The organism is Mesorhizobium sp. M0968 (assembly GCF_040319065.1).
In the GTDB taxonomy this organism is placed as follows: domain Bacteria; phylum Pseudomonadota; class Alphaproteobacteria; order Rhizobiales; family Rhizobiaceae; genus Mesorhizobium.
On the sequence record NZ_JAMYNL010000023.1, the window covers coordinates 57,821 to 83,692 of the forward strand.

Below are 25,872 nucleotides of genomic sequence, written 5' to 3' on the forward strand. Positions count from 1 at the left end.
CCGTCGGACTGCGCTCGGCCGGCGTTGGCTGGGCTGCGCTTGGGGTCATGCAGCGTCTTGCAGCCTCTGCATCGCGGACGGCAGATCGAACAGGCTGTCGCAAACGAGGTCGGCGCCAAGCTCTTCAACGGGAATTTGGCTGTATCCGCCACGCAGCAGAATGACGGCCATGCCGGCGGCGCGGGCGGCGGCCACGTCGGCGCTGCTGTCTCCGACCATCAGCGTGTCACGAGGTTCGACCTGAAGCAGGTCGAGCGCCAGCAACAGCGCGTCTGGCGCCGGTTTCAAGTATGTCACCGCGTCTCCGCCGACGATCGCGCCGAGATATTCCGTCAGCCGAAAATGCAGCAGGATTTCGCGCGCCGCCAGCTGCGGCTTGTTGGTCACCACGGCCATGGCTATTCCGCTCAAATGCAAGTGCGTGAGAACCTCCCTGACGCCAGGCATCAGCCTCGTGCGGCCGGTCAGATGCCTGCGATAGATCGGCGCCATGACGCGGTTGGCCTCATCGAGCGCGCTGCCGAGGAGCGGCGTGCCGGAAGCCGCGAAGGCGCGTTCGACCAGTTTCCTGATGCCGCCGCCGATCATGGCCTTGACCTGATCCAGCCGCAGCGGCGGCAGATCGTGGCCGGCCAGCAATTCGTTGACGGCGGCCGCTATATCAGGTGCCGAATCGACCAGTGTGCCGTCGAGGTCGAACAGGATCGCCTTGGGCGAGCGAAACGGCCTGCCTGCGCCGACGTTCATGCAGCATCCTTCCACTTGATCGAACAGCCGATCGAAGCGATCTGGTCAAGCGGTCCGTCGCCGGTTCGGGCAACCTGCTTCATCGCCTCGAACAGGTCGCGCCTCAGCCTGGGCGATTCGGCGTCGCGTCGCGACGCGTCCAGCCGGCCGCGGTATTGCAGCGTCAACTCGCTGTTGAGCCCGAAGAAATCCGGGGTGCAAACGGCTCCGTAGGCACGCGCCACCGTCTGGTGCTCGTCGTGGAGATAGGGGAAAGTGAAGCCGTTCGTCCTGGCAAAGAGCTTCATGTTGTCGAAGGAATCATCTGGATAGGCGTCGCTGTCGTTGGAGTTGATCGCGACAAAGCCGATGCCTTCGGCCTTGAGGTCATTGGCGTCGCGCACCATGCGTGAAATCACCGCCTTCACATAGGGGCAGTGGTTGCAGATGAAGGCCACCACCAGCCCGTTCGGGCCGGCGTGGCTTAAGATCGAATGCGACGTGCCGTCGACGCCTGGCAAAACGGCGTCGATGGCTCGCCAGCCGAAATCGCAGACAGGTGGGATTGCCGCCAAGTTTTCCTCCGATGAAATGTTTGCCCTCCGATGAAACGGTTTACGCCGCTTTCCGGATCGCCCCGTCGGCCGCCTGCCTGATGGCGCCGATATTGGCGCGATAGGCCGCCTCGGTGCCGCCCTCAAAGATGGCCGAGCCGGCGACCAGCACATTGGCGCCGGCCGCGGTGACCAGCGGAGCGGTTTCGGGCGTGACGCCGCCGTCGATCTCTATGTCGATCGGACGATGGCCGACCAGCGCCTTGACCCGCCTGACCTTGTCGACGACCGCCGCAATGAAGGCCTGGCCGCCGAAGCCCGGATTGACCGTCATCAGAAGCACCAGATCGAGCCGGTCAAGTACATATTCGATGACGCTTTCCGGCGTTGACGGGTTCAGCGACACGCCGGCCTTCTTGCCGAGATTTCTGATTGCCTGCAGCGAACGGTCGAGATGCGGTCCGGCCTCGGCATGCACCGTAATGATGTCGCAGCCGGCATCGGCGAAGGCGCCGAGATAGGCGTCGGCCGGCGCGATCATCAGGTGGCAGTCGAAGACCTTGTCCGTTCGATTACGGATCGCCTTGACCACCGGCGGACCGAAGGTGATGTTGGGCACGAAATGGCCATCCATCACGTCGAGATGGATCCAGTCGGCACCCGCCCGGACGACCGCTTCGACCTCGTCGCCGAGCCGCGAGAAGTCCGCGGAAAGCACCGAAGGCGCGATGATTGTCTTGCTATCCATGGTCGTCGGCTCCCATTCTGTCGTCCGTTTCCGGTCGCTGCACACCAACCGCCGTCATCTTGTCAGCGCGCCTTCGTCTCCGGTTCGCCTTCGAGCTTACCTTCCGCGAACACGCGGCTGCCGCGAATATCGGATTCCTCGATGGTGATAAGATCGATTTTCGTCAACGCCCGGTCGCGCGATGCGAAAAGCCGGCCGGCCTGGCGAAGCCGCGCCCGGTCGAGGCTATTGCGAACGGAGCGGGCGTTGGAGAAATGCGGCAGCCGCATGCGGATCGGGAGATACTCTTCGAGCGCCTTGGCCGCCGCTTCGCTGAGGCGGTAATTCTGTTCCGCCAGCATGATCTCGGCGATTGATTTGAGTTCGCTGACGCCGTAGTCCGGAAAATCGAGGTGATGGGCGATGCGCGAGCGCATGCCGGGATTGCTGTCGAAGAAGCGGTCCATCTTGTCCTTGTAGCCGGCAAGAATCACAACCAGATCGTCACGGTTGTTTTCCATGCATTGCAGCAGGATTTCGATCGATTCCTGGCCGTAGTCGCGTTCGTTCTCGGGCTTGTAGAGATAGTAGGCCTCGTCGATGAAAAGCACCCCGCCCATGGCGCGCTTGATCACTTCGCGGGTTTTGGGCGCGGTGTGGCCCACATACTGGCCGACGAGATCGTCGCGCGTCACCGCGACCATGTGGCCTTCGCGGACATAGCCGAGACGATGCAGGATTTCGGCCATTCTGAGCGCCACGGTGGTCTTTCCGGTACCGGGATTTCCCGTAAAGTTCATGTGCAGCGTCGGCGCGCCAGAGATCAGCCCGAACTTGCGGCGAAGCCGGTCGACCAGGAGCAGCGCCGCGATCTCGCGGATGCGGGTCTTGATGGGCTTCAGGCCGACGAGTTCGCGGTCGAGCTTGTCCATCACCTCGTCGATGTTGGAGGCCTCGAACTCGGCCTGTAGATCAACCGATTCGCCCTGCGCGGCAGCGCTCTTAGCTATCGCGTCCAGCATGGTTCGCCTAGCTCCGTTCGCCTTCGGGCCTGTCGGTCGCATAAGGCACGATCGAATAGCCCTGACTGCGGCCGTCACGCTCTTGGCGCAGCAGCCGGAACCCGGGTTCATTGGGTGGCCGGTTGACGATGAATGACATGCGCGGTGCTTCCCAGCCCTTGGTCGAATCGAAGGCGGTGACCCGGACATACATGTTGGGCATAGCTTTCCGGCAATTGTCGACTTCAAGCAGGATGCCCGCCGGGTCCCTCAGGTCGAACATCGGGTTGCCGTACATTTCCCAATAGGTGTTTCGCGGATGTGGATCGTCCGTGTACTCGACGCTGACCGCCCAGTGGTTTTTCAGTGCGTATTTGATCTGCGCCGAAATCTGCTCATCGGTTAGCTCGGGCAGGAACGAAAACTGTCCCTGCGTGACCTTGTTTCCGGGATTGGTCATCATGGCGACGGTTCCTTTCGTCTAGAAGCTCGGCGTTGCGGTTGGCACGAAGTCGGCCGTGTCGGTCGATTCGTAGTTGAAGGTGACGTCCTTCCACGTCTCCAGGGCCGCCTTGAGCGGCGTGCACCATCTGGCCGCCTGTTCGAGGATTTTGGTTCCTTCGCGCAGATAGTCGCGGCCCTCGTTGCGGGCGAGGATCATCGCCTCCAACGCGACGCGATTGGCCGTCGCGCCGGCCTGGATGCCGTCCGGATGGCCGATCGTGCCGCCGCCGAACTGCAGGATGACGTCCTCGCCGAGATAATGGATCAACTGGTGCATCTGGCCGGCATGGATGCCGCCGGAGGCGACGGGCATCACCTTGTTGAGCGAGGCCCAGTCCTGATCGAAGAACAGCCCGGTTTCGAGGTTCTGCGGCGTGCGCTCCTCGCGCAGCGTGTCATAAAACCCCTTGATCATAAGCGGGTCGCCTTCCAGCTTGCCGACCACCGTGCCGGCATGGATGTGATCGACGCCGGCCATCCGCATCCATTTGCAGATGACGCGAAAATTCATGCCGTGGTTCTTCTGGCGCGAATAGGTCGAGTTGCCGGCCCGGTGGAGGTGCAGGATCATGTCGTTGCGGCGTGCCCACTTGGCCATCGACTGGATCGCCGTGTAGCCAATGACGAGGTCGATCATGACGATGCAGGAGCCAAGCTGTTTTGCAAATTCGGCGCGCTCGTACATGTCCTCCATCGTGCCGGCGGTGACGTTGAGATAATGGCCCTTGACTTCGCCGGTGGCGGCCGACGCCTTGTTCACAGCCTCCATGCAGTAGAGAAAGCGGTCGCGCCAATGCATGAAGGGCTGTGAGTTGATGTTCTCGTCGTCCTTGACGAAGTCGAGGCCACCTTTCAGCGCCTCGTAGACGACGCGCCCGTAGTTGCGGCCGGACAGGCCAAGCTTGGGCTTCGTCGTCGCGCCGAGCAGCGGCCGGCCGAACTTGTCGAGCCGCTCGCGTTCCACCACGATGCCGGTCGCCGGGCCCTGGAAGGTCTTGAGGTAAGCCACCGGGATGCGCATGTCCTCGAGCCGCAAGGCCTTGACGGCCTTGAAGCCGAACACGTTGCCGATGATCGATGCAGTCAGGTTGGCGATGGAGCCGGGCTCGAACAGGTCGAGGTCGTAGGCGATATAGGCGAAGTACTGTTGCTCGATCCTGGTGCCTGGACCTGTGTTCGGCACCGGCTCGGATTTGAATGCCTTGGCGCGGTAGAGCTCGCAGGCGGTCAGCCTGTCGGTCCACACCACGGTCCATGTCGCGGTAGAGGATTCACCGGCGATGGCGGCGGCCGCCTCCTCGTGGTCGACGCCGGGCTGCGGCGTGATCCGAAACATGGCGATCAGGTCGGTCTCCTTGGGCCGGTAGTCCGGCTCCCAGTAGCCCATCTTCTTGTAGGGGATGACGCCCGACCTGTAGCGTTCCTTGCCTTCCTTGAGCGTGCCTGCTGAGGGCATGTCGATCTTGTTCATGGCAGGTCTCCTGTTTGCCGCTCAGGCGGCTTTCGCGGTTGCGATATGGGGGTCGAGCTTTCCTGCGGCGTAACGTTTCGCCATCTCATCCATGGCGATCACCCTGATCTTCGACGCGTGGCCTGCGGTGCCGAAGCGTTCGAAGCGATCGCGGCAAAGGTCGCGCAGGGCGTCCATGGCGGGTTTCAGGAATTTACGCGGATCGAATTCGCGCGGATCCTCCGTCGCAACGCGGCGGAACTGCCCGGCCATGGCCATTCGGCAATCGGTGTCGATGTTGACCTTGCGCACGCCGTAGCGGATGCCGCGCTCGATTTCCTCGACCGGGACGCCAAAGGTCTGGGGCATCTCGCCGCCATAGTTGTTGATGATATCCTGCAGTTCCTGCGGCACGGAGGAAGACCCGTGCATGACCAGATGCGTGTTGGGCAGCTTTTCGTGAATCGCCTCGATCACCTGCATGGCCAGGATGCCGCCGTCAGGCTTGCGGCTGAATTTATAGGCGCCGTGCGAGGTACCGCAGGCGATCGCCAGCGCGTCGACCCGGGTGGCGGTCACGAAGTCGACCGCCTGATCGGGATCGGTCAAAAGCTGGTCATGGGAAAGCGCACCTTCGGCGCCGTGCCCGTCCTCGGCCTCGCCCTGGCCGGTCTCCAGCGAGCCGAGCACGCCGAGCTCGCCTTCGACCGAAGCGCCGACCCAATGCGCCATGCGTGCGACACGTTCGGTGATGGCGACGTTGTAATCGTAGCTCGCCGGCGTCTTGGCATCCGCCATCAGCGATCCGTCCATCATCACCGAGGTGAAGCCGTGGCGGATCGCCGACAGGCAGGTGGCTTCATTGTTGCCGTGATCCTGATGGATGCAGAGCGGAATGGCCGGATGGATTTCGGTCAATGCCTCCATCATTTTGGCCAGCATGATGTCATTGGCATAGGAACGGGCGCCGCGTGAGGCCTGGATGATAACCGGCGCATCGCAGGCCCTGGCGGCCTCCATGATGGCGAGGCCCTGTTCCATGTTGTTGATGTTGAATGCCGGCACCCCGTAGCCGTGCTCGGCGGCATGGTCGAGAAGCTGGCGAAGGGTGATGCGGGCCATTGTCGGTTTCTCCTAGATGATGAGCTTCAGCGCCGCTGCCGCGACGGCTTCGGGCGTGATGTCGAAATGCCGGTAGAGATCCGGGGCAGGGGCGCTGGCGCCGAAACCGGCCATGCCGACGAAAGTGCCGGTGTCGCCGATCCAGCGGTCCCAGCCGAGCCGTGCTGCGGCTTCGATGGCAATGCGGGGCGCCGAGCCGAGGACGGCCTTGCGGGTGCCGGCGTCCTGCTCCGCGAAAAGCTCCCAGCACGGCATCGAGACAACTGCGGCGGCGACGCCGTGCTCGGTCTCCAGCCGTTCGGCGGCGGCAACCGCGATCTCGACCTCCGAGCCGGTGGCGATCAGCGTCACCGCGCGCTGCCCGACTGGCTCGCGCAGGATGTAGGCGCCCCGGCTCGACCGGTTCTCGTCGCTGTTTGGCTCGTCGCTAGGTGCTTGGCGCAGCATCGGCAGGTTCTGGCGCGAGAGCACCAGCACGCTCGGCCGCTTCTCGCTTCTCAGCGCCAGTTCCCAGCACTCCGCCGTTTCGATGATGTCGGCCGGGCGGAAGACGTTGAGGTTTGGCGTCGCCCGCAGCATCGCCAGGTGCTCGACCGGCTGGTGGGTCGGGCCGTCCTCGCCGAGACCGATGGAATCATGCGTCATCACATAGATGACACGCTGGCCCATGAGCGCCGAGAGCCGCATCGCGCCGCGCGCGTAGTCGGCGAAGCACAGGAACGTGCCGCCATAAGGCACGAAGCCGCCATGCAGTGCGATGCCGTTCATGGCTGCGGCCATGCCGTGCTCGCGGATTCCATAGTGGATGTAGCGGCCTGCGTAGTCGCCCGGCGCGATGCGGTTCATACCCTTGGTGATCGTCAGGTTCGAATGCGTCAGATCGGCGGAGCCGCCGACGGTCAGTTCGGTTGCGCCATTGATCGCAGCGAGTGCCATTTCCGAGGCTTTTCGCGTTGCAACCTTGGTCGCCTTCCCGACATGCTCCTTGCGGAAAGCGTCGAGTGCTTCGAAGACCGCGTCGGGCAGGGCGCCGGCGACCGCGCTCTCGAAGGCCTGCCGCCGTGGTGAGGCGGCAAGCCGATTCTCCCAGGCGCGGCGTGCCGCTTGACCGCGGCCGGCAATCGCGCGCCAGGCGAAAAGGATATCGTCCGGCACCTCGAACGGCGCGAAGGCCCAGCCGATATTTTCGCGCGTCGCGGCGATCTCCGCATCGCCCAGCGGCGCGCCATGCGTCTTTTCCGAACCACCCAGATTTGGCGCGCCCTTGCCGATCACCGTGCGGCAGGCGATCAGAGACGGCTGGTCCGATTGCTGCGCCGCTTCGATTGCCGCCGCAACGGTTTCGGTGTCGTGGCCGTCCACCGACTGGACATGCCATCCAGCGGCTTTGAACCGCGCCGGCTGGTCCATCGATGTCGACAGGGAAGTGGGCCCGTCGATCGAGATCGCATTGTCGTCCCAAAAGACGATCAGCCGGGAGAGCTTCAGGTGACCGGCAAGATCGATCGCCTCGTGGCTGATGCCTTCCTGCAGGCAGCCGTCGCCGGCGATTGCGTAGGTGAAATGGTCGACGAGATCGGCGCCGTGGCGGGCCGCCAGCATGCGCTCCGCCAGCGCCATGCCGACAGCGGTCGAAATGCCTTGTCCAAGCGGGCCGGTCGTCGTCTCGATGCCAAGCGCATGGCCATATTCCGGATGTCCGGCGGTGCGGCTGCCCAGCTGGCGAAACCGCTGCAATTCTTCGATAGGCATGTCTTCAAAGCCTAGCAGGTAATGCAGCGCATACTGCAGCATCGAGCCGTGCCCGGCTGAGAGCACGAAGCGGTCACGATCGGGCCAGTTGGAGGCCGACGGATCGATGTTGATGAAGCGGCTGAACAGCACCGTCGCGACATCGGCCATGCCCATCGGCATGCCCGGATGACCGGAATTGGCCTTTTGGACGCTGTCCATCGCCAGTGCGCGAATGGCGTTGGCCATGTCGCGCTCCGAGACGGCGGCGACGGGCTTCAGTGCTGCTGCCTGGCTGTTCATGGCGTCCTCCTCACGACACACGGTTCTTGCGTTCGATCAATTGCAGGATGAGCGGCGTCAGGATCAGCTGCATGGCAAGGTCGAGCTTGTTGCCGGGCACCACTATGGAATTCGGCCGCGACATGAACGAGTCGTGGATCATCGAAAGCAGGTAGGGGAAATCGATGCCGCGGGGATTGGCGAAGCGGATAACCAGCATCGATTCGTCGGGCGTCGGAATCCAGCGCGCGATGAATGGATTGGACGTGTCGACGATCGGCACGCGCTGGAAGTTGATGGCGGTCTGCGAAAACTGCGGGACGATGTAGCGGACATAGTCCGGCATACGGCGCAGGATCACGTCCATCACCGCCTCGGTGGAATAGCCGCGCGTTGCGCGGTCGCGATGGATCTTCTGGATCCATTCGAGATTTATGACCGGCACCACGCCGATCTTGAGATCCGCGTGCCTGGCCAGGTTGATCTTGTCGGTGACGACGCAGCCATGCAGGCCCTCATAGAAGAGCAGGTCGCTCGGCGGAAATTCGCGCCATTCGGTGAAATGTCCCGGCGGCGTGCCGTACTGCTTCTCTTCATCCTCATCATGGATGTAGGTGCGGGTCTTTCCGGTTCCCCGGCGGCCATATTCCTCGAATACCTCTTCGAGGATTGCCAGTTCATTGGCCTCGGCATGGAAGTGGGTGAAGTTCGGATTGCCCGCCTTTTCCTCCTCGGCCACCTTCGCCTTCATCGTGGCGCGGTCGTAGCGATGGAAAGCATCGCCTTCGATGAAGGCGGCCCCGATGTTCTCGCGTCGGAAGATCAGTTCGAAGATGCGCTTGACAGAGGTGGTGCCTGCGCCCGACGACCCGGTGATGGTAATGATGGGGTGCTTTGCCGACATGGTCTTCAGGCCCTGAAAAGGCCGCGGCGGCTGAACAGCGGCGCGCGCTCGCCGATGGCACTCGGCTCGGTGTGGTAGCGGGTGATGCGCGCGACTTCCCGCGCCGATCCGAAAACCATGGGCACGCGCTGGTGCAGGCTCTCGGGTTCGATTTCGAGGATGCGGGTCATCGTGTCGGTGGCCGCACCGCCCGCCTGTTCGACGAGATAGGCGATCGGGTTTGCCTCATAGACGAGGCGAAGTCGCCCCTGCCTGTAGCCCTTGCGCTTGTCGCCTGGATACAGGAATACGCCGCCGCGCATCAATATGCGGTAGCAGTCCGCAACCAGAGAGGCGATCCAGCGCATGTTGAAGTCCTTCTCACGTGGGCCTTCGGTGCCTTCAAGGCAGTCATCGATGTAGAGCCGCACCGCCTCGTCCCAATGCCGGTAGTTGGCGGCGTTGATGGCGAACTCCTGGGTTCGCTGCGGGATGATCCGGCTCTCGTAGGCCTGGACGAAGGTGCCGAGCCTGGTCGAGAGAACGAAGACATGGGTGCCGCTGCCGAGCGACAGAACCAGCGCCAGCTGCGGGCCGTAGATGAAGAAACCGGCGCCCAGCTGGTTCACGCCCGCCTGCAAAAACGAGGCGGCCGGATTCCTATCCGGCGCGCCAGTTGCAGGGAGGAGCGAGAAGACCGTTCCGATCGACACGTTGGTGTCGATGTTGGATGAGCCATCGAGCGGGTCGATGGCGATGGCAAGAGCCGCTTGCCTGTCGAGCAGCACCGGCTGCTCCAGTTCCTCGGAAGCGTAGAGCGCGACCGGAGCGTGGCGCATGGCATCGAGGAAGATGTCATCGGCGAAGACATCGAGATCCTTCTGGATGTCGCCGTCAGCATTGGCGCCGCGGGTTCCCGCAAAGGCGGTGCCGAGCACCCCTTGATTGATGGTGTTGCGGATTGTGGTGGCCGCCTGCGTCAGCTGACGGATGGTCGCTACGACGGCGGAGCGCAGTTCGTCCGGCTCGCCAAGATAGGAGTTCAGAAAAGCGTCGAGCGTTGCCGCTGGCATCGTAACCTCCCGATCCAGCCGCCTCTCCTCGGGTCGGTCCGGATTGCGAAAGGAGAACAAACGACGCTGGATAAGTAAAATTCAATAACTTTACTCAGGCAATAAAAAAATTTTAGTATGCCCTATGAGAAACCTCACGCTCAAGCAGTTCAAGACCGTTCAGGCAATCATCAGCCATGGAAAAATCGTCAGCGCGGCCAAGGTGTTAGGGCTGTCTCCTCCAGCGGTGACGATCCAGTTGCGGCAGGTCGAGGCGGAGTTCCAACTGGCCTTGTTCGACCGGACGTCGGACGGCATGCGTCCCACTGCCGCAGGTCTGGCCTTCGTCGAGACGGCACAGGCCATCGAGGAGCGGCTTCGTCTGCTCGAAGACAAGATGGATGCAATCAAGGGCGTGCGCGCCGGCAGCTTGCGGCTCGGCGTCGTTTCCACGGCCAAATATTTCGCGCCGCGGCTGATGGCCGCCTTCATGAAGGAACATCCCGATATCGACATGCGCCTTGCCATCGGCAACCGCGCCGAGACGATCGACAATCTGAAGAACCACGACATCGATATCGCGCTGATGGGACGCCCGGCCAAGGAAATCCCGGTGCGTGCCTCGGTCTTCGGCGATCACCCGCTGGTCATCATCGCATCGCCCGATCACCCGCTGGCGTCGGCACGCGACATTTCCAAGGAGCGGATCGCCGAGGAGCATTTCCTCATTCGCGAGCCCGGCTCCGGCACGCGCATCTCACTGGAAATATTCCTGAGCGACGTGCCCGGCCGCATCGACGATCTCGGCGTCGAGATGGACTCGAACGAGACCATCAAGCAGGCGGTGATGGCCGGGCTCGGCATCGCGTTCATCTCTGCCCACACCATCGCTGCCGAAACCGAAGCCGGCCGGCTGGTTATCCTCGACGTTGTCGGCATGCCGATCCGCCGGCAATGGTTTTCGGTGATGCGCAGCGATCACGCGATCTCGCCGGCGATGGCGACCTTCCACGATTTTCTGATGCGCAAGGGCGCGATGTACCTGCCCCTGTTCGGCAAGCTCTATCCGCACGAGGAACCGAACAGTAGAGGTCGCGCGAGTTAGCCTAGTTCAACAAGTTTCGGTCGTAGTAGGGACGTGGCGTGCAAATACAGGAGAACGGCGGTGGCGCTGAGCGGCAGCTTCGACTCGACTAACCCCTAAGGCTCGAATCATTTAGGATGGAAGTCCGAATGGAGCGACGCAACCGCTTGTCCGTATGGCTTAGCTGCGCGTGAGCGGTCGCTAAAGCGATCAAGGCCGAGCGGCCGGAGTCGACCCCTAAGCCGACCGTCGGAAGGCGGGCTGCAAGGTCCGCATCCGGCTGGTCAGCGGGCATCGCCCGAAATGGCTGCCTTTGGAGAGCTGTCTCGGACGAGGGACGGCTTTGCACCTCTTCCGGCACATGGTCCGGCAACCGTTGCTGTTCGTGTGTCAAGTTCCTCCGTCGAGTCCTCGTGGATGTCATCAGCGGCGGCTTGATCCTGCATACGGCAGGCTGGTCAATCCGACTTGCCGAGAGCTTTCAGGATGAATCGGATCTGCTCGCGCAGGCCCGCTTCGGTGTCTTCGCCGTATTGGACGCAGTGCTCGATCAGGATCGGATGGAGGAACGGCGTGAACGCGGTGTGGACGGCACGCGCCGCCGTAGCGGAATCGTCGACATTGAATTCGCCCGATTCGATGCCCTCGCGGATAATGACCCCTAAGGTAGTTACCACGTGCTCGATATGCGCCTTGATGGTCGCCCAGTTCTCCTGCATGGCGGCGACAATCAGGTCGTGCATGCGCCTTTCCTTGACCAGCGTCATCTTCTTGTGATGGTGAACGGCGGTCAGTAGCTGACCCAATTTCTCCCCGGCCGACGCGTTCGTGCGCGCGATTGCGAGGGCGATGTCAGCTACCTCGTTCAAAGCTTTCCCGCAGATGGATTCTTTGATTGCGTCCCTTGAGGGGAAGAAGCGGTAGATGTTTGCCGTGCTCATGCTGAGTTCGGAGGCGATGTCGGCCACCGACGTTTTGTTGTAGCCGATGCGGCGAAAGTGCCCCTCCGCCACCTCCAGGATGCGCGCGCGCACCTCGTCGGGATCAGTTCGCATTCGGAGCGGACGATTCATGGATGTCTCCAGGACTGATGAAACGGATCTGCCGGGCTCGCCCTGGGCGATCATTCGTAAGCGGCAAGATCGTCCGGCTGGCCCTGCATATGTTCAGGCAAAATCGGCGGGCGAGAACTTGAACCGTCTTTTCCGACAACAGTGCCCTATTCGGCAGCCATCGCTGTTTGCAATTCCGGTTCCTCGGTCGAAGCCTCATGGGCCACATCTGCGGTCGGCTTGATCCGGAACCACGCGGCATAGAGAGCGGGAAGGAAGAGCAGGATCAGCACCGTGCCGGCCGCCGTGCCGCCGATCAGCGTATAGGCCATCGATCCCCAGAACACGGAGTGCGTAAGGGGGATGAAGGCCAGCACGGCGGCAAGCGCCGTCAGGATCACCGGCCTCGTGCGTTGCACGGTGGCCTCAATGACGGCGTGATAGTCGTCAAGGCCGGCAGCACGGTTCTCCTTGATTTGTTCGGTCAGGATCAGGGTGTTGCGCATCAGGATGCCGGCCAGCCCTATCAGGCCCAGAATGGCGTTGAACCCGAAGGGCTGGTTGAAGGTGAGCAACATCGGCACGACGCCGACGAGCCCAAGCGGTGCGGTCAGCACGACCATGGCCATCGTCGAGAAGGATCGTACCTGCAGCATGATGACGATCAGCATGGCGGCGATCATGGCCGGGAAGATCTTGCCCAAAGCAGTGTTGGCCTTCTCAGCCTCCTCGATCGATCCCCCCATTTCAATGTTATAGCCGGCCGGAAGGGACGCGATCAGCGGCTGAAGGGCTTTCATGATCTGCTTTGAGACCTCCGGAGGCTGAGTCGCTTCGTTGATATCCGACCGGATCGTGACGACGGGCGTCCGGTCGCGGCGCTTCAGGATCGGCTCTTCAAGACGGATCTCCGAATGACCGATCTGGTCGAGCGGAATCTGGCGGCCGTCCCGGCTCATCAGCGAGAAATCCGCCAGACGCGCCGGATCCAGCCGCTCAGCCCCAGCGCTGCGCGCCACGATGGGGACATTGCGAATGTCCTCGCGGACCTGCGTGACAGGGATGCCGGTGAGGAGGAACTGGAGCTGCTGGCCTACTTCCGCCGGCGAGAGGCCGATGAGGTTCAGTCGATCCTGGTCAGGGATGAAGCGCAGTACGGGCGTGCGGTTGCCCCAGTCGCGGTTGGCCTGCCGCACGTCCGGGACGCCCCGCATGATGTCGAGGGCCTTCTCGGAAATGCTATAGAGTTGCGCGGGATCAGGCCCCGTGACCCGGAACTCGACAGGGAACGGCGTATAGGGTCCGAACACAAGCTGCGTGACGCGGACATCGGCTTCCGGCGCGAGCCCCTGCGATACCGCCTCCCGGAGCCGGTGCTTCAGCGCCTCGCGCGCCTCCGCGTCCGGTGTCAGCACGACGATCTTGGCAAAGGCAGGATCAGGCAGTTCCGGTGCCATCGCGAAGAAGAAGCGCGGAGCGCCCTGACCGACGTAGCTCGTCACGATCTTGGCTTCGGGCTGGCCGTCCAGCCAGTGCTCCAGCTTCTCCACTGTGGCGGTCGTCGTCTCGATGCTGGTGCCTTCCGGCAGACGAACCTCGACCAGCACTTCGGGGCGATCGGATGTCGGGAAGAACTGCTGTTTCAGGCTGCCCATGCCGACAACCGAAAGTGCGAAGACGATGCCGACGACACCGCAGGTTACGAACTTGTGGCGCACGGCAAAGATGATGAGCCGGCGAAGGCGCCGATAGTTCGGTGTGTCGTATATGGCGTGAACGCCGCCTTCGACCGGTTTGATCGCGGGCAGCATCTTGACGCCAAGGTAGGGCGTGAAAACCACGGCGACGATCCAGGAGACGATGAGAGCGAACCCTACGACCCAGAAGATATTGCCGGCGTACTCGCCGGCCGTCGAGCGTGCGAAGCCCACGGGCAGGAACCCAGCTATCGTCACGAGCGTTCCCGACAGCATCGGCGCCGCGGTATGGCTCCAGGCATAGGCCGCCGCCTTGATGCGATCCATGCCCTCTTCCATCTTCACCACCATCACCTCGATGGCGATGATGGCGTCGTCCACGAGAAGACCGAGCGCCAGGATGAGGGCGCCGAGCGTGATGCGATCGAAGAACCGGCCGGTCTCCAGCATGATGAGGAACACGGCGGCAAGCGTCAGCGGGACGGCGGCCGCCACGACGATGCCGACGCGCCACCCCATGCTGAGCAGGCTGATCAGCAGCACGACACCGAGCGCCATCGCGAACTTCAACATGAACTCGTCGACCGCCGAGGTGATGTTGACGGCCTGGTCGGACACCTTGTCGAGCGTTATCCCAAGCGGCAATGTTCGTGCGATGGCCGCCGTCCGGTCCTCCAGCGCCTTGCCGAGCGCGCGACCGTCCCAACCCTCCTGCATAACGGCCGCGAGCATGATGGTGGGCTCGCCCTGGCGTCGGATGAGATAGGTGGGAGGGTCCTCGTAGCCGCGGCGGACCTCGGCAACGTCGGAAAGCTTCAGCGTCCGCCCCCCGGCAACGATCGGCGTGTCGGCGATAGCCTGGACACTGTCATAAGCGCCGTTGAGCCTGATGAAGACCTGCGGCCCCTGAGTATCGATCGAGCCCGCCGGTGTGACGGTGTTCTGCCGCTGCAATGCGACGATGATGTCCTGTGCCGACACGCCCAGCGTTGCCAGCTTGGCATAGGAGAACTCGACGAATATCTGTTCGGGGCGCTCACCGAGGATGTTGATCTTCTTGACGCCGGGCACGTGCAGGAGGTCCTGTCGAATTGCCTCGGCCTGCCTGGCCAGCTCACGCATCGGCATGCCTCTGGCCTTCAGCGCATAAAGGGCGAAGCTCACATCCGAATATTCGTCGTTGACGAAGGGGCCGTAGACGCCAGGCGGCAGGTTGCGGGCTTCATCCCCCAGCTTCTTGCGGGCCTGGTAAAACTCTTCCTGCACGACGGATGGCGGCGTGCTGTCCTTCAGCGTGACCGTCATATAGGCGTAGCCCGGCCGCGTGGTGGTCTCGACCCGATCGTACCAGGTGAGCTCCTGAAGCCGCTTCTCCAACGGCTCGGCGACAAGGTCCTGCATCTCGCGGGCCGTCGCGCCCGGCCATGCCGTCGTGACCGTCAGGGTCTTAATGGTGAAGTTGGGATCCTCCGCCCGCCCGAGCATAAGGAACGCGTAGGCGCCAGCCGCCACGAGCAGGAGGATGAAGAACAGGGTGACGGCCCGTTCGCGAACGGCGATCGCTGAAAAATTGAGGTTCATCGTCAGTTGCTCCCGCTTTCGGAAGCAGACCTGACGCGAGCGCCCTCCTGCAGAAGATGAGCGCCGAGCGAAACGACCGGATCTCCCATGTTCAGCCCGGAGACCACGGCGCTTTCGCTTGTCACACGAACAAGGCCGACAGGTCGGAAGTGTACGGTCGAGGTGGCGCGATCCAGGGCCCAAACGCCTGTTTTGCCGCCATCATCGAGCACGGCTCCGAGCGGCACCTGGACTTCCGGCTGGCTCGCCTGGCTTGTGATCCGGATAGTCACGGTCGCGCCAAGCGGTGCTGCCGCGGCCTCCCCGTCGAGCACATAGCGGGCCTCATAGGTACGGGTCTGGGGATCGGCGGCATCCGACAACTGCCGCAGATGCGCCGTATGGCGCCCATCGGCTGCATAAACGGCGGCCTCGGCCACAGAGCCGATCGCCGGCCGGATCGTTTCGGGAAGCGCGACCACCGCTTCACGAGGGCCGGCCTGGGCGATCCGAACCACTGTCTGACCGGCGGAGACGACCTGTCCCGGCTCGCCGATGGTTTCGACCACAGTTCCATCCGCGTCCGCCACCAGGACGGAATAGGCCGCTTCGTTTTCCGCGACTTTCGCTTCCGCTTCGGCGGCGGCGAGTTGTGCGGTCGCGGTGTCCAACGCGGCCTTCGCCTGCTCGTAGCGCTGCGGAGTTGCTGCCAATTCCTTCTTGACCAGAACGGCATAGCGCTTTTCGTCCGCGCTCGCCTGAACCAGCACAGCGCGTGCCGCGGCGACCGCATTGCGCTTGGCGGTGAGCGCGAGAGCCAGATCGGTGTCGTCGATCCGCAGAAGCGGTTGGCCCGCCTTGACCCGTTCACCGACGTTCACCAGGCGCTCGATGATCTTGCCGGGTACGCGAAAACCAAGATTGCTCTGCACCCGCGCGGCAATCGTGCCCGTGAAACCGCGTTCGGATCCAGCCACCGGCGCCGCCGTCACCAATCTGACGATCGGCGCTTCCTGCCTCGGATCCGCCACTGCGGTTGCCTGCGTGCGAATGGGCAGCGTGACGAATGCGGCCACCCCTAACCCCGCGGCCAGGACGCTGCCCAGCCCAACGACAAGTCGCTTTTTCATGCCCATCGCCTCATGCCGAAATAGATTGCGTTCATTCTCTATGCTGTGTCCTGCGTCGACCGGCAGCGGCCGGCTGCGACCTGCGCGGCGAGTCAGTCCGGTAGCGCGTCGGCGCGCGGATGCTTGTCGGTCCCAGTCGCGACTGTCACCTCCTCGCCGGACCTCGAGAACGCGTAGAGAGAGCCCCGGTAGCCCGGCATGGAGAAGGCAACGGAGTCGCGGTCGGCGAGGCCCATGACGACGCGCAGCGGATCGCCTCCGCCCTTGGGCGCGAAGGTGGCGGTGACCTCCAGGAGGTCGCCGTCGATTGGGACGTAATAGACCACCATGTCGAGGCGTCCGTTGTGCAGGCTGCCGGCTTCGATTGGGCGTCCGACGGTAGCTTCCTCGGCAAACGCTGGGGTCGCCAGAAACAGCGCGGTCAGGACCGAAGCGCTCAGGATCTTGCGGATCATTTCGTGTCTCCTTTTTAGATTGCATTCGCCATCTATATAGCAGATAGATTACGGATGCAATCTAAAAAAAAAGAGTTCGAGGATGCGTGTGAGTCGCATACAGGCCGCGGAAAACCGCGAAACCGCAATCAACGTGGCAAGCCGCCTTTTGCGGGAGCGTGGCTTTGACGGCATCGGCCTCAAGGATCTGATGAAGGGTGCCGGGCTGACCCAAGGCGCCTTTTACAAGCATCGCATCAAAGGAGGACTTGGTGGCACAGGCGTCCAAGCGGGCGATGGAGAGTGCCAACCACCGATGGTCGGCCGCGACCGCGGCAAAATCCGAGGATCCGCTTGGCGCTGTGATCGCGTTCTACCGGGTCGATTCTGACATCCCGATCCGGTGGAATCTTAGTGGTTTTGTGTCCGCTGGTCGGATCCGTGGCGCTGTCGGGAAGACCACCGAGCAGGACGCCCGCCAGCACAACGCGGGTCTCGTTTTCATGCCCATCTCAGTGAGGCCAAGAGCGGAGCGGTCGGGGTTCTGCGGATCATCTCTCATCTTCTCTTGATAGATTGCGTTCGCCCTCTATATAAGATATAGATTACGAACACAAGCTAAAGGGAGATTACCGATGCGCGTAAGTCGTACTCAGGCTGCGGAAAACCGTGAAACCGTTATCAATGTGGCAAGCCGCCTTTTTCGGGAGCGCGGTTTTGACGGCATCGGCCTTAAGGATCTGATGAAGGGTGCCGGGCTGACCCAAGGCGCTTTTTACAAGCAGTTCGCGTCAAAGGAGGACCTGGCGGCGCAGGCGTCCAAACGGGCGATGGAGAGCGCCACCCACCGATGGTCGGCCGCGACTACGGCAAAACCCGAGGATCCGCTTGGCGCGGTGATCGCGTTCTACCTCAGCATGGACCATCGCGAAGAAAGGATGGACGGCTGCCCGATCGTGGCGCTCGGTTCGGATGCCGCCAGACAGGGCGTGGACGTCAGAGCGTCGTTCGAAGCCGGGATCAGGGCATATCTTGAGATGTTTGGTAGTTGGGTTGGCGAGGCCGACGGCGAGCGGCCCGGCGACAAGGCCATGGCCATTCTCTCGACAATGGTCGGTTCGGTGCTCCTTTCGCGCGTCGTCAACGACCCCGACCTCGCGCAGGCATTTCTGGATGCGGCGACAGAACAGGTTCGCGAAGCAGCCGGCGCTTGAATGGCGTGCGCAACGCTGGCGGCGCACCCAAATTGATAGGAAAATAGATGCGACGGATTGTTGTCACAGGCATGGGAGCGGTCACGCCCCTTGCTGCCGATGTCGAAGCGTCCTGGTCGCGTCTCCTGGCCGGCCGCTCGGGCATCCGGAGGCTTGCGGATGATGTGGTGTGCGACCTGCCGGCGAAGGTCGGCGGGGTGGTGCCCTCCACAGAAGAAGATCCGGACGCTGGTTTCGATCCGGAAGCCATCCTTCCGCCGAAGGATCAGCGCAAGGTAGACCGGTTCATTCTCTTTGCGCTGGCCGCGGCACGAGAAGCGCTCGCCCAAGCAAGATGGGCCCCCGTCTCGGAAGCGGATCGCTTGCGCACGGCCACGATCATCGCCTCGGGCGTCGGCGGGTTCCCGGCCATAACCGAGGCGGTGCGCACGGTCGACCGGCGCGGCGTCCGCCGTCTATCACCTTTTACGGTGCCGTCCTTCCTGGTGAACCTCGCGGCAGGCCACGTCTCGATCCGCTATGGCTTCAAAGGTCCGCTCGGTGCACCCGTGACGGCGTGCGCGGCCGGCATTCAGGCGATCGGCGATGCGGCTCGCCTAATCCGCGCCAACGAGGCCGATATTGCCGTGTGCGGCGGGACAGAAGCATGCATGAATCTTGTCAGCCTCGGTGGGTTTGCGGCGGCACGCTCTCTTTCGACGTCCTTTAATCACCGTCCTGATGAGGCCTCCCGACCGTTCGACAAGTCGCGGGACGGCTTCGTCATGGGCGAAGGAGCCGGCATGCTGGTCATCGAGGAATTGAGCCACGCGCTGGCGCGCGGCGCAAGACCGCTGGCCGAGCTTGTCGGCTACGGCACGACAGCGGATGCTCATCACGTCACCTCCGGTCCCGAGGACGGCGACGGTGCGCGCCGGGCCATGGAGATCGCAATCGCCCAAGCAGGGATTTCGCCCCGCGAGGTTCGTCATCTCAACGCCCATGCGACCTCCACGCCGGTGGGCGACCTGGGTGAGATCGAAGCGATCAAGAGCGTGTTCGGGCGCGATTTCGCGATAGCTGTCAGTGCAACGAAATCGGCGACCGGACACCTGCTCGGAGCCGCCGGCGGGCTCGGAGCAATCTTCGCAATCCTGGCGCTCAGGGATCAGATGGCACCACCGACCCTCAATCTGAGCGCTCCCGATCTGGCCGGCGACGGGATCGACTTCGTCGCAAACCGGGCCCGGCCGATGGCGATGGGCTATGCAATCGCCAATGGCTTCGGCTTCGGAGGCGTTAATGCCAGCGCGCTGTTCCGGCGCTGGACGGATGATCTGGCCGGCGCGAGTGCCGGAGACGCTCATGATTGACGCCTTTCGCTCCGACCTGTCGCGCTTCTCCCACGCCAATCCAAAACGAAGAAAGAAGTGACCTCCATGAACAAGACCAATCTAGGCGTCGCCCTGGTGACGGGGGCATCCAGCGGTATCGGGCACACAACGGCCAAAGCCCTGCAGAACGCGGGCTTTCGCGTGTTCGGAACCAGCCGTCGCGCGGTCGTCGACCGATCCGATGGCGTTACCATGCTGGCCTGTGACGTGACCGATGACACGTCGGTGGCGAAACTTGTCAAGGACGTGCTGGCCGAGACCGGGCGCATCGACCTGCTTGTCAATAATGCCGGCGTTGGCCTGCTTGGTGGCGCGGAGGAGTCCTCGATGGCCCAGGCCAAGTCGTTGTTTGACGTGAACGTCTTTGGCGTTATGCGGGTAACCAAAGCGGTGTTGCCGACAATGCGCCGCCAAGGCAAGGGCAGAATCGTCAATTTGAGCTCGGTGCAGGGGTTCATTCCAGCTCCCTATTTCGCGCTTTATTCGTCGACCAAGCATGCCGTTGAGGGCTACTCCGAATCGCTCGACCACGAACTGCGTCCTTTCGGAATTCGCGTCGTGTTGGTGGAGCCCGCCTATACCCGCACCTCATTTGAAGAAAATCTCGCCAGGCCGGATCAGTTGCTCGATATCTATGACTCTGCGCGCGCCGGCATGAATGCAGCTGTGCGGAAAGCGATGGAAAAAGGCGATGCGCCGGAAGTGGTGGCCAGGACCGTTTTGGCGGCTGCGACCGATCCCGCTCCGAAGGGGCGCTATGCGGCTGGAAAAATGGCGCGCCAGGTCAGTTTCCTGCGCCGTTTCGTCCCCGCATCCGCATTCGACAAAAGCCTGCGAAAGCAACTCGGGCTCTCGGTTTGATGACATCGACGAACACCCGTGAAGATCGGAATCATCGACGCTGGAAACGTCGGCACCACATTGGCGCGGCGCAACCTGACGCGATTGCTCTGGAGAACGCCCTGCGGTCGTTGGCGTTAGATTAGCGCCATGTTATGTTGCGGCGCGAAAGAGCGGGGGCCACGTCCTTTCACACCCGTAAGCGATCCGTATGTGCGACCCCTGCAGACTGGTCGGAATCACGGAAACCTCCCGGGCATGGGGTTCGGGATCGATGGGGACAAGGGGTAATGCTTTACACGCTCGTTATGATGGTCTGTCTGACGGCTGTGCCGCAGACCTGTGAACAACGCGAACAGATGGTGGACGGCCTGGCGATGAATCCCGGGACCGCCTTCATGCAGGCGCAATCGCTGGTCGCCCAGTGGATCGAGACGCATCCCGGTTATTTCGTTCAGCGCTGGCGCGTGCTGCCCGGCCGTGGATCGTGATATCCGCCGCGAAGATCGAATGAGGTTCTATTTCTTCGCGGCGAGCGTTTCCGAGACGGCCTTGGACAATTGATAAAGCCGCTGCTCGATTATCGTCGGCACTTCACAGACGTAGGTCAGTGATTGGACGCGTTCATTGAAAATTCGCGTTGCGAATGTCAGCTGTTCGGTTCGCCGATCGATCTCTTCGGGATCTGCATCCGGCTTTGCCCGCAATGCATCGACCTCGGACGCTTCCTTGCGCAACGCGGCGGCCATTTCGAGCTGCTTGTGGGCGTAGCGGGAAATACCGGAGATCACCTGCGAACGCTCGGCGTCCAGGTGGTCGAACATGCCTTGCACCATCATCGCCATTTTGGGTGCACGTTGCTCGGCCGGCAAGGAGGCCGCGAAATCCCTGATCTTCTTTTGAGCTTCCGCAATCGGCATCCGGCGAGCCGACACTTCCTCGATCAGGGCGGAGATGGTGGGGTCCTTCGACCAGTCCTTCGCGGCTGAAGGAAGGTCCGGTCCGCTCCAGATCTGGCCGAACGAGAGTTGCGGCACCTTGCGCTGCATGCAGGGCCAGTGCGGATCGGGGTTGGCTGCCATGGCGTTGACGCCTGGCGCAAGCATGGCGACCAGAGCCAGACTGCGAACATGGATCATTCGCGCCATCAGGCATTTCCTCCCGTGTCCTGTTTGCGGGTCATCAGGCCGCGCGAAGGGTCGTAGGCGATGATGGCGGCGGCAAGGAACAGCAGCGTGCAGCCGGCAACGACGCCCAGCGACAGCCAGTCAACCTGGCCGTAGAAGGCGAAGCGGATCAGTTCGACGGCGTAAGTAAATGGATTGGCGAGGCAGATTTTGTAGAGCAGGGGGCTAGCCTCCTGGATACGCCACAAGGGATAGAGTGCCGGAGAAGCGAAATAGCCGGGAAAGATGACGAAGTTCATGATGCCAGCGAAGTTTTCGAGCTGCTTGATCATCGAAGACAGAAGCATGCCGAGCGCGCACAGCATCATGCCTGACAGGAACAGCGCCGGCAGCACGGTGAGATAGCCAAGCGGCGGCGCCTTGACGCCCCAGAACCAGGCAACGATCAGGAACGCATAAACCTGCGCGATCGACACGGCGACACCGGCGAGCATCTTCGAGATCAGTAAAAACCAACGCGGGAAGGGGCTGACCAGCAGGGTGCGCATGTTGCCCATTTCGCGGTCATAGACCATCGACAGCGAAGACTGCATGCCCGAAAACAGCAGAATCATGCCGCACAGGCCCGGCGTGATGTAGACCTCGTAGAGCACGTAGGTCTTGTAGGGCGGGATGATCGATACGCCGAGCACCTGCCGGAATCCGGCGGCAAAAATGAACAGCCAGACGAGCGGCCGAACCAGCGAGGATATAAAGCGCTCGCGCTGATGCAGGAAGCGCAGGCACTCCCGCACGACGATCCCTTTGAGGCAAACGAGGTAGTGGCGGAGCCCAAACTGTTCGAACTTCACCGGCGTGAGGGCGGCGACTTTTGCGGGCATTGCGGGAGCGCTCATGGCGACATCTCCGCGATGCCGCTTGTTTCGATGCGGTTGAGCCTGGAAAAGGCGTCGCGGATCGAACTGGCACCGCTCGTCGCAACGACATCGGCCACCTTACCCTTGGCAACCAGGTCGCCCTGCCGCAGCACGACGACATGGTCGCCGTCTTCGACCTCATCGATCAGATGCGTCGCCCACAGCACACCGATGCCCTCGGTTTCGACGAGTTTGCGGATGGTGGCCAGAATGCCCGCACGCGACTGGATGTCGAGACCGACCGTCGCCTCGTCGAGCAGCAGCAGGGAAGGGCGGTGGAGCAGCGCCCGCGCGATCTCGATGCGCCGCATTTGGCCGCCGGAAAGACTGCGTGCCTTGTCATGCTGACGGCCCTGCATGTTGACTGTCTCGAGCAGCGCGGCAATGCGCTGCCGGGCTTGGTGGCCGCCAATGCCATGCAGCGAGGCGTGGTAGGAGAGGTTCTGGTGGACGCTGAGGTCGAGGTCGAGCGTGCGTGCCTGGAATACGATGCCGACACGCCTGAGCGCTTCGCCCGAAGCGCGGCTGACATCATAGCCGAAGATGCGAATCGATCCGCGGCGGGTGCCGTAAAGATGGCTGATCAGTGAGAACAAAGTTGTCTTGCCGGCCCCATTGAGGCCGAGCAGAACGGTGAAAGTTCCCGGCGCGATCGAGAATGAGACGTCCTGGAGCGCTCGCTTCGGACCATAGGAATGGCTGACGCCGGCAACATCGAGCGCTGCCACCTCCTCTCCAGCTCCGCTTGTCCTCACATGCTGCATGCCGCTGGCTCCTTCGGGGCGCGCTGGTCATCTAGTGCACTTGCAACATCCCCGCGGCAAATATTCATCACGTCGGTCTCCCTGATCATTGCTGCGGTCTAGTGGGGCGATATGGCCACGCCCCAAGGCTGCTGGCCCACCGTAACCGATTGAACCGGCTCGTCCGTCGCCGTGTCGATGAAGGTGATGTCGTTGGAATTGCCGTTGGTGGTGATCAGCGTCTTCTGATCGGGGGTGAAGTCGAGATGCCAGACGCGCTGGCCGACCAGGATGTATTTTTCCACCTCGTAGGTTTCGGTGTTGATGACGGCGACGTGGTTCGCTGGGCCGAGCGCGACATAGGCTTTCTTGCCGTCCGCGCTGATTGCGATGCCGACCGGCTGGATGGTTTCGGGCCGCAGTCCCGCAATCGCGAACTGGATCTTCTTCACCACCTCGCGTTTGAGACTGTCGATGACGCTGACGGTGCCGCCGATTTCGGCACTGACCCAGATCTGGGATCCGTCGGGCTTGAATTGCGCAAAGCGCGGACGCGTGTCGACCAGGACGTTGTCGGTCACCTCATGGCTGCCGGTGTCGATGAAATGCGCCATGCTGGTGGTTTCGGAGGTGTTGACCATGGTTTTGCCATCGGGACTGACGGCCATGCCCTCAGGCTCCACCCCAACGGGAATCTCGGTCATGACCTGCTTGCTCTCGACGTTGATCGCGGTGACGAGATTGTCGTCCTCGTTGGCGACGTAGAGCGTCTTGCCGTCGGGCGAAAGCACGAACAGTTCGGGATCGGGACCTGATGGCAGCGTGCCAACGATCTGCAGCGTCGCGGTATCGATGATTTCGATCGTATCGTCATCGCTGGCGCACAAATAGATGAACTTGCCGTCATGCGAGATGGTGATACCGCGCGGCCTCTGGCCGACTTCGACGGTCTTCACCACTTGCATCGTCGCCGTGTCGACGACCGTTATCGTATTGTCTTTCTCGTTGGAGACATACACGGTGTAAGCCCACGCCGGATTGGCCATGAAGCCGAGAATGGCGAGTGCGCAAGCTCGTCTCTGCACGAAAATTCCTCCCGATTGGTTCTACTTAAGGACGCATTTCGTTTCCGGCTGATCGACGCCGAGCGTATCGAGCTCGGAGATCTGGTGGAGATAACCCTCCTGTGGCGATGTCGAGACCACGGATTTGGTGTCGCCGAGCAGGATTGGCTGGCGAAGCTGATGGTTCCACTTGCGGAAGGTCAGCTTCTGTCCCTTGAAGGCGGCGACCGAGAAATCGTCCGAGCGGATGTAGTCGCTGATCTTCTTCGGATCGTCGCCATTGGTCCGCGTGCTGGCTTCGCCCACCGCCCGCACCGCCGTCCAGGCCGACATATCCTTGGACAGCATTCGCCGGCCGGTCGTCCTCAGGAAACGGCTTTGCATTTGAATGCCACCCCATTGCTCGCTCGCGGGATGCCAGGACGATGCGACAAGACCGGCCGTGCCAGCGACCAGCCGCGGTGTCCAGGTGCGGAAGGGCACATAGGTTCCGAACACCTCGCTCTCATCGGCGACAAGCACCACGTCATGCTCCGGCAGATCCTGCGTGAACACGGAAATCTGCTGCTGTATCTGCGTGGCGCCGGTGTCGGTGCGGCGCGCCGTGCCAGTGTCTTTGAACTCCTTCTCGGCGACGATCTGACCGCCGAAGCGAGCCGCCGCGCGGCGCAACGCGGCCGCATAGAGATGATCCCGCTCGTGCGAACCATAGAGCAGCACCCAATTCGGCCATTTCTTTACCACGAGATACTGCGCCAGCGCGTCAGCCAGCATGCTTCGTGTCGGCGCCACATGGAAAATGTTTATGCGGCAGTCTTCCTCGCGCAGGCTGTCGTCTGTGGCACCGACATTGAAAACCAGAACGCCCTTGTCGCGGGCGATGTCGGCGATCGACAGCAATTGCCTGGCCGAGAGGTCAGCGACAACATAGCGGTCACCTTTGGCAATCAGATCGTTGAACGCCTGAACCGCGTCGGCGTCCGGCTTGACCTCGGCTATGTCGAGGCTGAATTTCTGGCTGAGGAACTTTCCTGTCGTGTTGTTGTCGCCGATCGCCACATTGGCGCCGGCGACACCTTCGTCGCGTGGCGGCAGGTCCAGCAGGGAAAGCGCCAGTTGCGGCGCGTAGGCCCGCAAATAACCTATTCTGATTTCGGTTATCTTTCTTTCCGGCCTGTCGGCTGCGACCGGTTGCTTGCCCGTCACTTCCTGGGCCATCACGCCTGTAACGTTGGCGGTCTGGAAAAAAAAGCACAAAAAGGCCGCGAGAGTGCCTGGCACCGCGCTCGTCATCGATAAAACTGCCTATTCTTGCACTAAAGTCCGATTGTTCCCGGACCAGCGCGAATTCAAGGTGCCCACAATGAGCTTAGCGGACGCCACAAGATTTATCAAAGCCCCGCAAGTGGACTTACGTGTCTGCTTTAGTCCTATTCCTTTTCGCGGGGATACGGCGATGAATGAGCGTATTGCGGTCTCATCCGCAGCAATGGCGGAATGAGAAACTCTATGGGTCGTCATGGGAGGATTGCCTGATGAAAACGCGCGCCGCTGTCGCCGTTGCCGCCGGAAAGCCGCTGCAGATCATGGAGGTCGACCTCGAAG

General features: G+C 62.3%; 24 protein-coding genes and 1 pseudogene. 6 read left to right on the plus strand and 19 right to left on the minus strand.

All coding sequences use genetic code 11. The features are described 5' to 3' along the window. Positions 1-45: 45 nt before the first annotated feature. The 10 genes from gph to NKH67_RS27440 all read right to left on the minus strand — a co-directional run bounded on the left by gph (position 46) and on the right by NKH67_RS27440 (position 10,053). Complete coding sequence (gene gph, locus NKH67_RS27395) at positions 46-747, minus strand: phosphoglycolate phosphatase (protein WP_352775152.1); 702 nt, start codon at positions 745-747, stop codon at positions 46-48. Next, positions 744-1,301 carry a thioredoxin family protein gene (locus NKH67_RS27400; protein ID WP_352474623.1) on the minus strand — a complete coding sequence of 186 codons (558 nt, stop codon included), beginning with the start codon at positions 1,299-1,301 and terminating at the stop codon, positions 744-746. Before NKH67_RS27400 ends, gph begins: the two co-directional genes overlap by 4 nt. Positions 1,302-1,341: 40 nt before the next feature. After that, complete coding sequence (gene rpe, locus NKH67_RS27405; RefSeq protein WP_353032202.1) at positions 1,342-2,028, minus strand: ribulose-phosphate 3-epimerase; 687 nt, start codon at positions 2,026-2,028, stop codon at positions 1,342-1,344. Between the two features lie 62 nt (positions 2,029-2,090). After that, positions 2,091-3,029, minus strand: coding sequence for a CbbX protein (gene cbbX, locus NKH67_RS27410; protein ID WP_352617335.1), 939 nt, complete (start codon positions 3,027-3,029; stop codon positions 2,091-2,093). A 7-nt stretch (positions 3,030-3,036) separates the two neighbouring features. Beyond that, the gene (locus NKH67_RS27415) at positions 3,037-3,471 is read right to left on the minus strand and encodes a ribulose bisphosphate carboxylase small subunit (RefSeq protein ID WP_352474618.1); all 435 of its coding nucleotides are present in this window, start codon (positions 3,469-3,471) and stop codon (positions 3,037-3,039) included. A gap of 18 nt (positions 3,472-3,489) precedes the next feature. After that, positions 3,490-4,983, minus strand: coding sequence for a ribulose-bisphosphate carboxylase large subunit (locus NKH67_RS27420; protein ID WP_084641467.1), 1,494 nt, complete (start codon positions 4,981-4,983; stop codon positions 3,490-3,492). A gap of 21 nt (positions 4,984-5,004) precedes the next feature. Further along, positions 5,005-6,084 carry a class II fructose-bisphosphate aldolase gene (gene fba / locus NKH67_RS27425; RefSeq protein WP_352507750.1) on the minus strand — a complete coding sequence of 360 codons (1,080 nt, stop codon included), beginning with the start codon at positions 6,082-6,084 and terminating at the stop codon, positions 5,005-5,007. A gap of 12 nt (positions 6,085-6,096) precedes the next feature. Next, a complete protein-coding gene (tkt, locus tag NKH67_RS27430) occupies positions 6,097-8,118 on the minus strand; it encodes a transketolase (RefSeq protein WP_353032204.1) in 2,022 nt (673 codons plus the stop codon). A gap of 10 nt (positions 8,119-8,128) precedes the next feature. Beyond that, positions 8,129-9,001, minus strand: coding sequence for a phosphoribulokinase (locus NKH67_RS27435; RefSeq protein ID WP_023678839.1), 873 nt, complete (start codon positions 8,999-9,001; stop codon positions 8,129-8,131). A gap of 5 nt (positions 9,002-9,006) precedes the next feature. Beyond that, positions 9,007-10,053: a class 1 fructose-bisphosphatase gene (locus NKH67_RS27440; protein WP_353032206.1), complete on the minus strand. Its 1,047-nt coding sequence runs from the start codon at positions 10,051-10,053 to the stop codon at positions 9,007-9,009. Between the two features lie 124 nt (positions 10,054-10,177). On the opposite strand from NKH67_RS27440, the gene NKH67_RS27445 reads away from it, so the two are divergent. Then, on the plus strand, positions 10,178-11,137 hold the full coding sequence (locus NKH67_RS27445) for a LysR family transcriptional regulator (protein WP_353032208.1): 960 nt from the start codon (positions 10,178-10,180) through the stop codon (positions 11,135-11,137). A gap of 437 nt (positions 11,138-11,574) precedes the next feature. Here NKH67_RS27445 and NKH67_RS27450 read toward each other — a convergent pair whose 3' ends face one another. From NKH67_RS27450 to NKH67_RS27465, 4 genes are all read right to left on the minus strand, one after another. Then, positions 11,575-12,189: a TetR/AcrR family transcriptional regulator gene (locus NKH67_RS27450; RefSeq protein WP_352795824.1), complete on the minus strand. Its 615-nt coding sequence runs from the start codon at positions 12,187-12,189 to the stop codon at positions 11,575-11,577. Between the two features lie 146 nt (positions 12,190-12,335). After that, positions 12,336-15,446 (minus strand): efflux RND transporter permease subunit, encoded by a 3,111-nt coding sequence (locus tag NKH67_RS27455; protein WP_353032210.1) that lies wholly within the window; start codon positions 15,444-15,446, stop codon positions 12,336-12,338. Between the two features lie 2 nt (positions 15,447-15,448). Then, a complete protein-coding gene (locus tag NKH67_RS27460; RefSeq protein ID WP_353032212.1) occupies positions 15,449-16,555 on the minus strand; it encodes an efflux RND transporter periplasmic adaptor subunit in 1,107 nt (368 codons plus the stop codon). Positions 16,556-16,647: 92 nt separating this feature from the next. Further along, positions 16,648-17,010, minus strand: a complete 363-nt coding sequence (locus tag NKH67_RS27465; RefSeq protein WP_353032214.1) for a hypothetical protein — start codon at positions 17,008-17,010, stop codon at positions 16,648-16,650. An 82-nt stretch (positions 17,011-17,092) separates the two neighbouring features. Between NKH67_RS27465 and NKH67_RS27470 the strand changes: the two are divergent. The 5 genes and pseudogenes from NKH67_RS27470 to NKH67_RS27490 form a co-directional block, all read left to right on the plus strand. Further along, positions 17,093-17,366 (plus strand): annotated as a pseudogene (locus tag NKH67_RS27470) (TetR/AcrR family transcriptional regulator); the annotation flags it as partial. Positions 17,367-17,624: 258 nt separating this feature from the next. After that, a complete protein-coding gene (locus NKH67_RS27475) occupies positions 17,625-18,203 on the plus strand; it encodes a TetR/AcrR family transcriptional regulator (protein ID WP_353032216.1) in 579 nt (192 codons plus the stop codon). A gap of 47 nt (positions 18,204-18,250) precedes the next feature. Further along, positions 18,251-19,555, plus strand: coding sequence for a beta-ketoacyl-ACP synthase II (gene fabF, locus NKH67_RS27480; RefSeq protein WP_353032218.1), 1,305 nt, complete (start codon positions 18,251-18,253; stop codon positions 19,553-19,555). Between the two features lie 66 nt (positions 19,556-19,621). Then, complete coding sequence (locus NKH67_RS27485; protein ID WP_352874822.1) at positions 19,622-20,437, plus strand: oxidoreductase; 816 nt, start codon at positions 19,622-19,624, stop codon at positions 20,435-20,437. A 269-nt stretch (positions 20,438-20,706) separates the two neighbouring features. After that, entirely contained in the window at positions 20,707-20,907 is a 201-nt protein-coding gene (locus NKH67_RS27490) for a hypothetical protein (protein WP_352474601.1), read from the plus strand. A 27-nt stretch (positions 20,908-20,934) separates the two neighbouring features. Here NKH67_RS27490 and NKH67_RS27495 read toward each other — a convergent pair whose 3' ends face one another. The 5 genes from NKH67_RS27495 to NKH67_RS27515 all read right to left on the minus strand — a co-directional run bounded on the left by NKH67_RS27495 (position 20,935) and on the right by NKH67_RS27515 (position 25,485). Next, entirely contained in the window at positions 20,935-21,564 is a 630-nt protein-coding gene (locus NKH67_RS27495; RefSeq protein WP_352934627.1) for a hypothetical protein, read from the minus strand. Next, entirely contained in the window at positions 21,564-22,424 is an 861-nt protein-coding gene (locus NKH67_RS27500) for a lanthanide ABC transporter permease protein PedC (protein WP_352503305.1), read from the minus strand. Before NKH67_RS27500 ends, NKH67_RS27495 begins: the two co-directional genes overlap by 1 nt. Before the next feature lie 11 nt (positions 22,425-22,435). Further along, on the minus strand, positions 22,436-23,224 hold the full coding sequence (locus tag NKH67_RS27505; protein ID WP_352934624.1) for a lanthanide ABC transporter ATP-binding protein PedB/LutE: 789 nt from the start codon (positions 23,222-23,224) through the stop codon (positions 22,436-22,438). 98 nt (positions 23,225-23,322) lie between these two features. Then, positions 23,323-24,288: a YVTN family beta-propeller repeat protein gene (locus tag NKH67_RS27510; RefSeq protein WP_352474598.1), complete on the minus strand. Its 966-nt coding sequence runs from the start codon at positions 24,286-24,288 to the stop codon at positions 23,323-23,325. Between the two features lie 21 nt (positions 24,289-24,309). Then, positions 24,310-25,485 (minus strand): lanthanide ABC transporter ABC transporter substrate-binding protein PedA1, encoded by a 1,176-nt coding sequence (locus NKH67_RS27515; RefSeq protein WP_353032226.1) that lies wholly within the window; start codon positions 25,483-25,485, stop codon positions 24,310-24,312. Between the last annotated feature and the right edge of the window lie 387 nt (positions 25,486-25,872).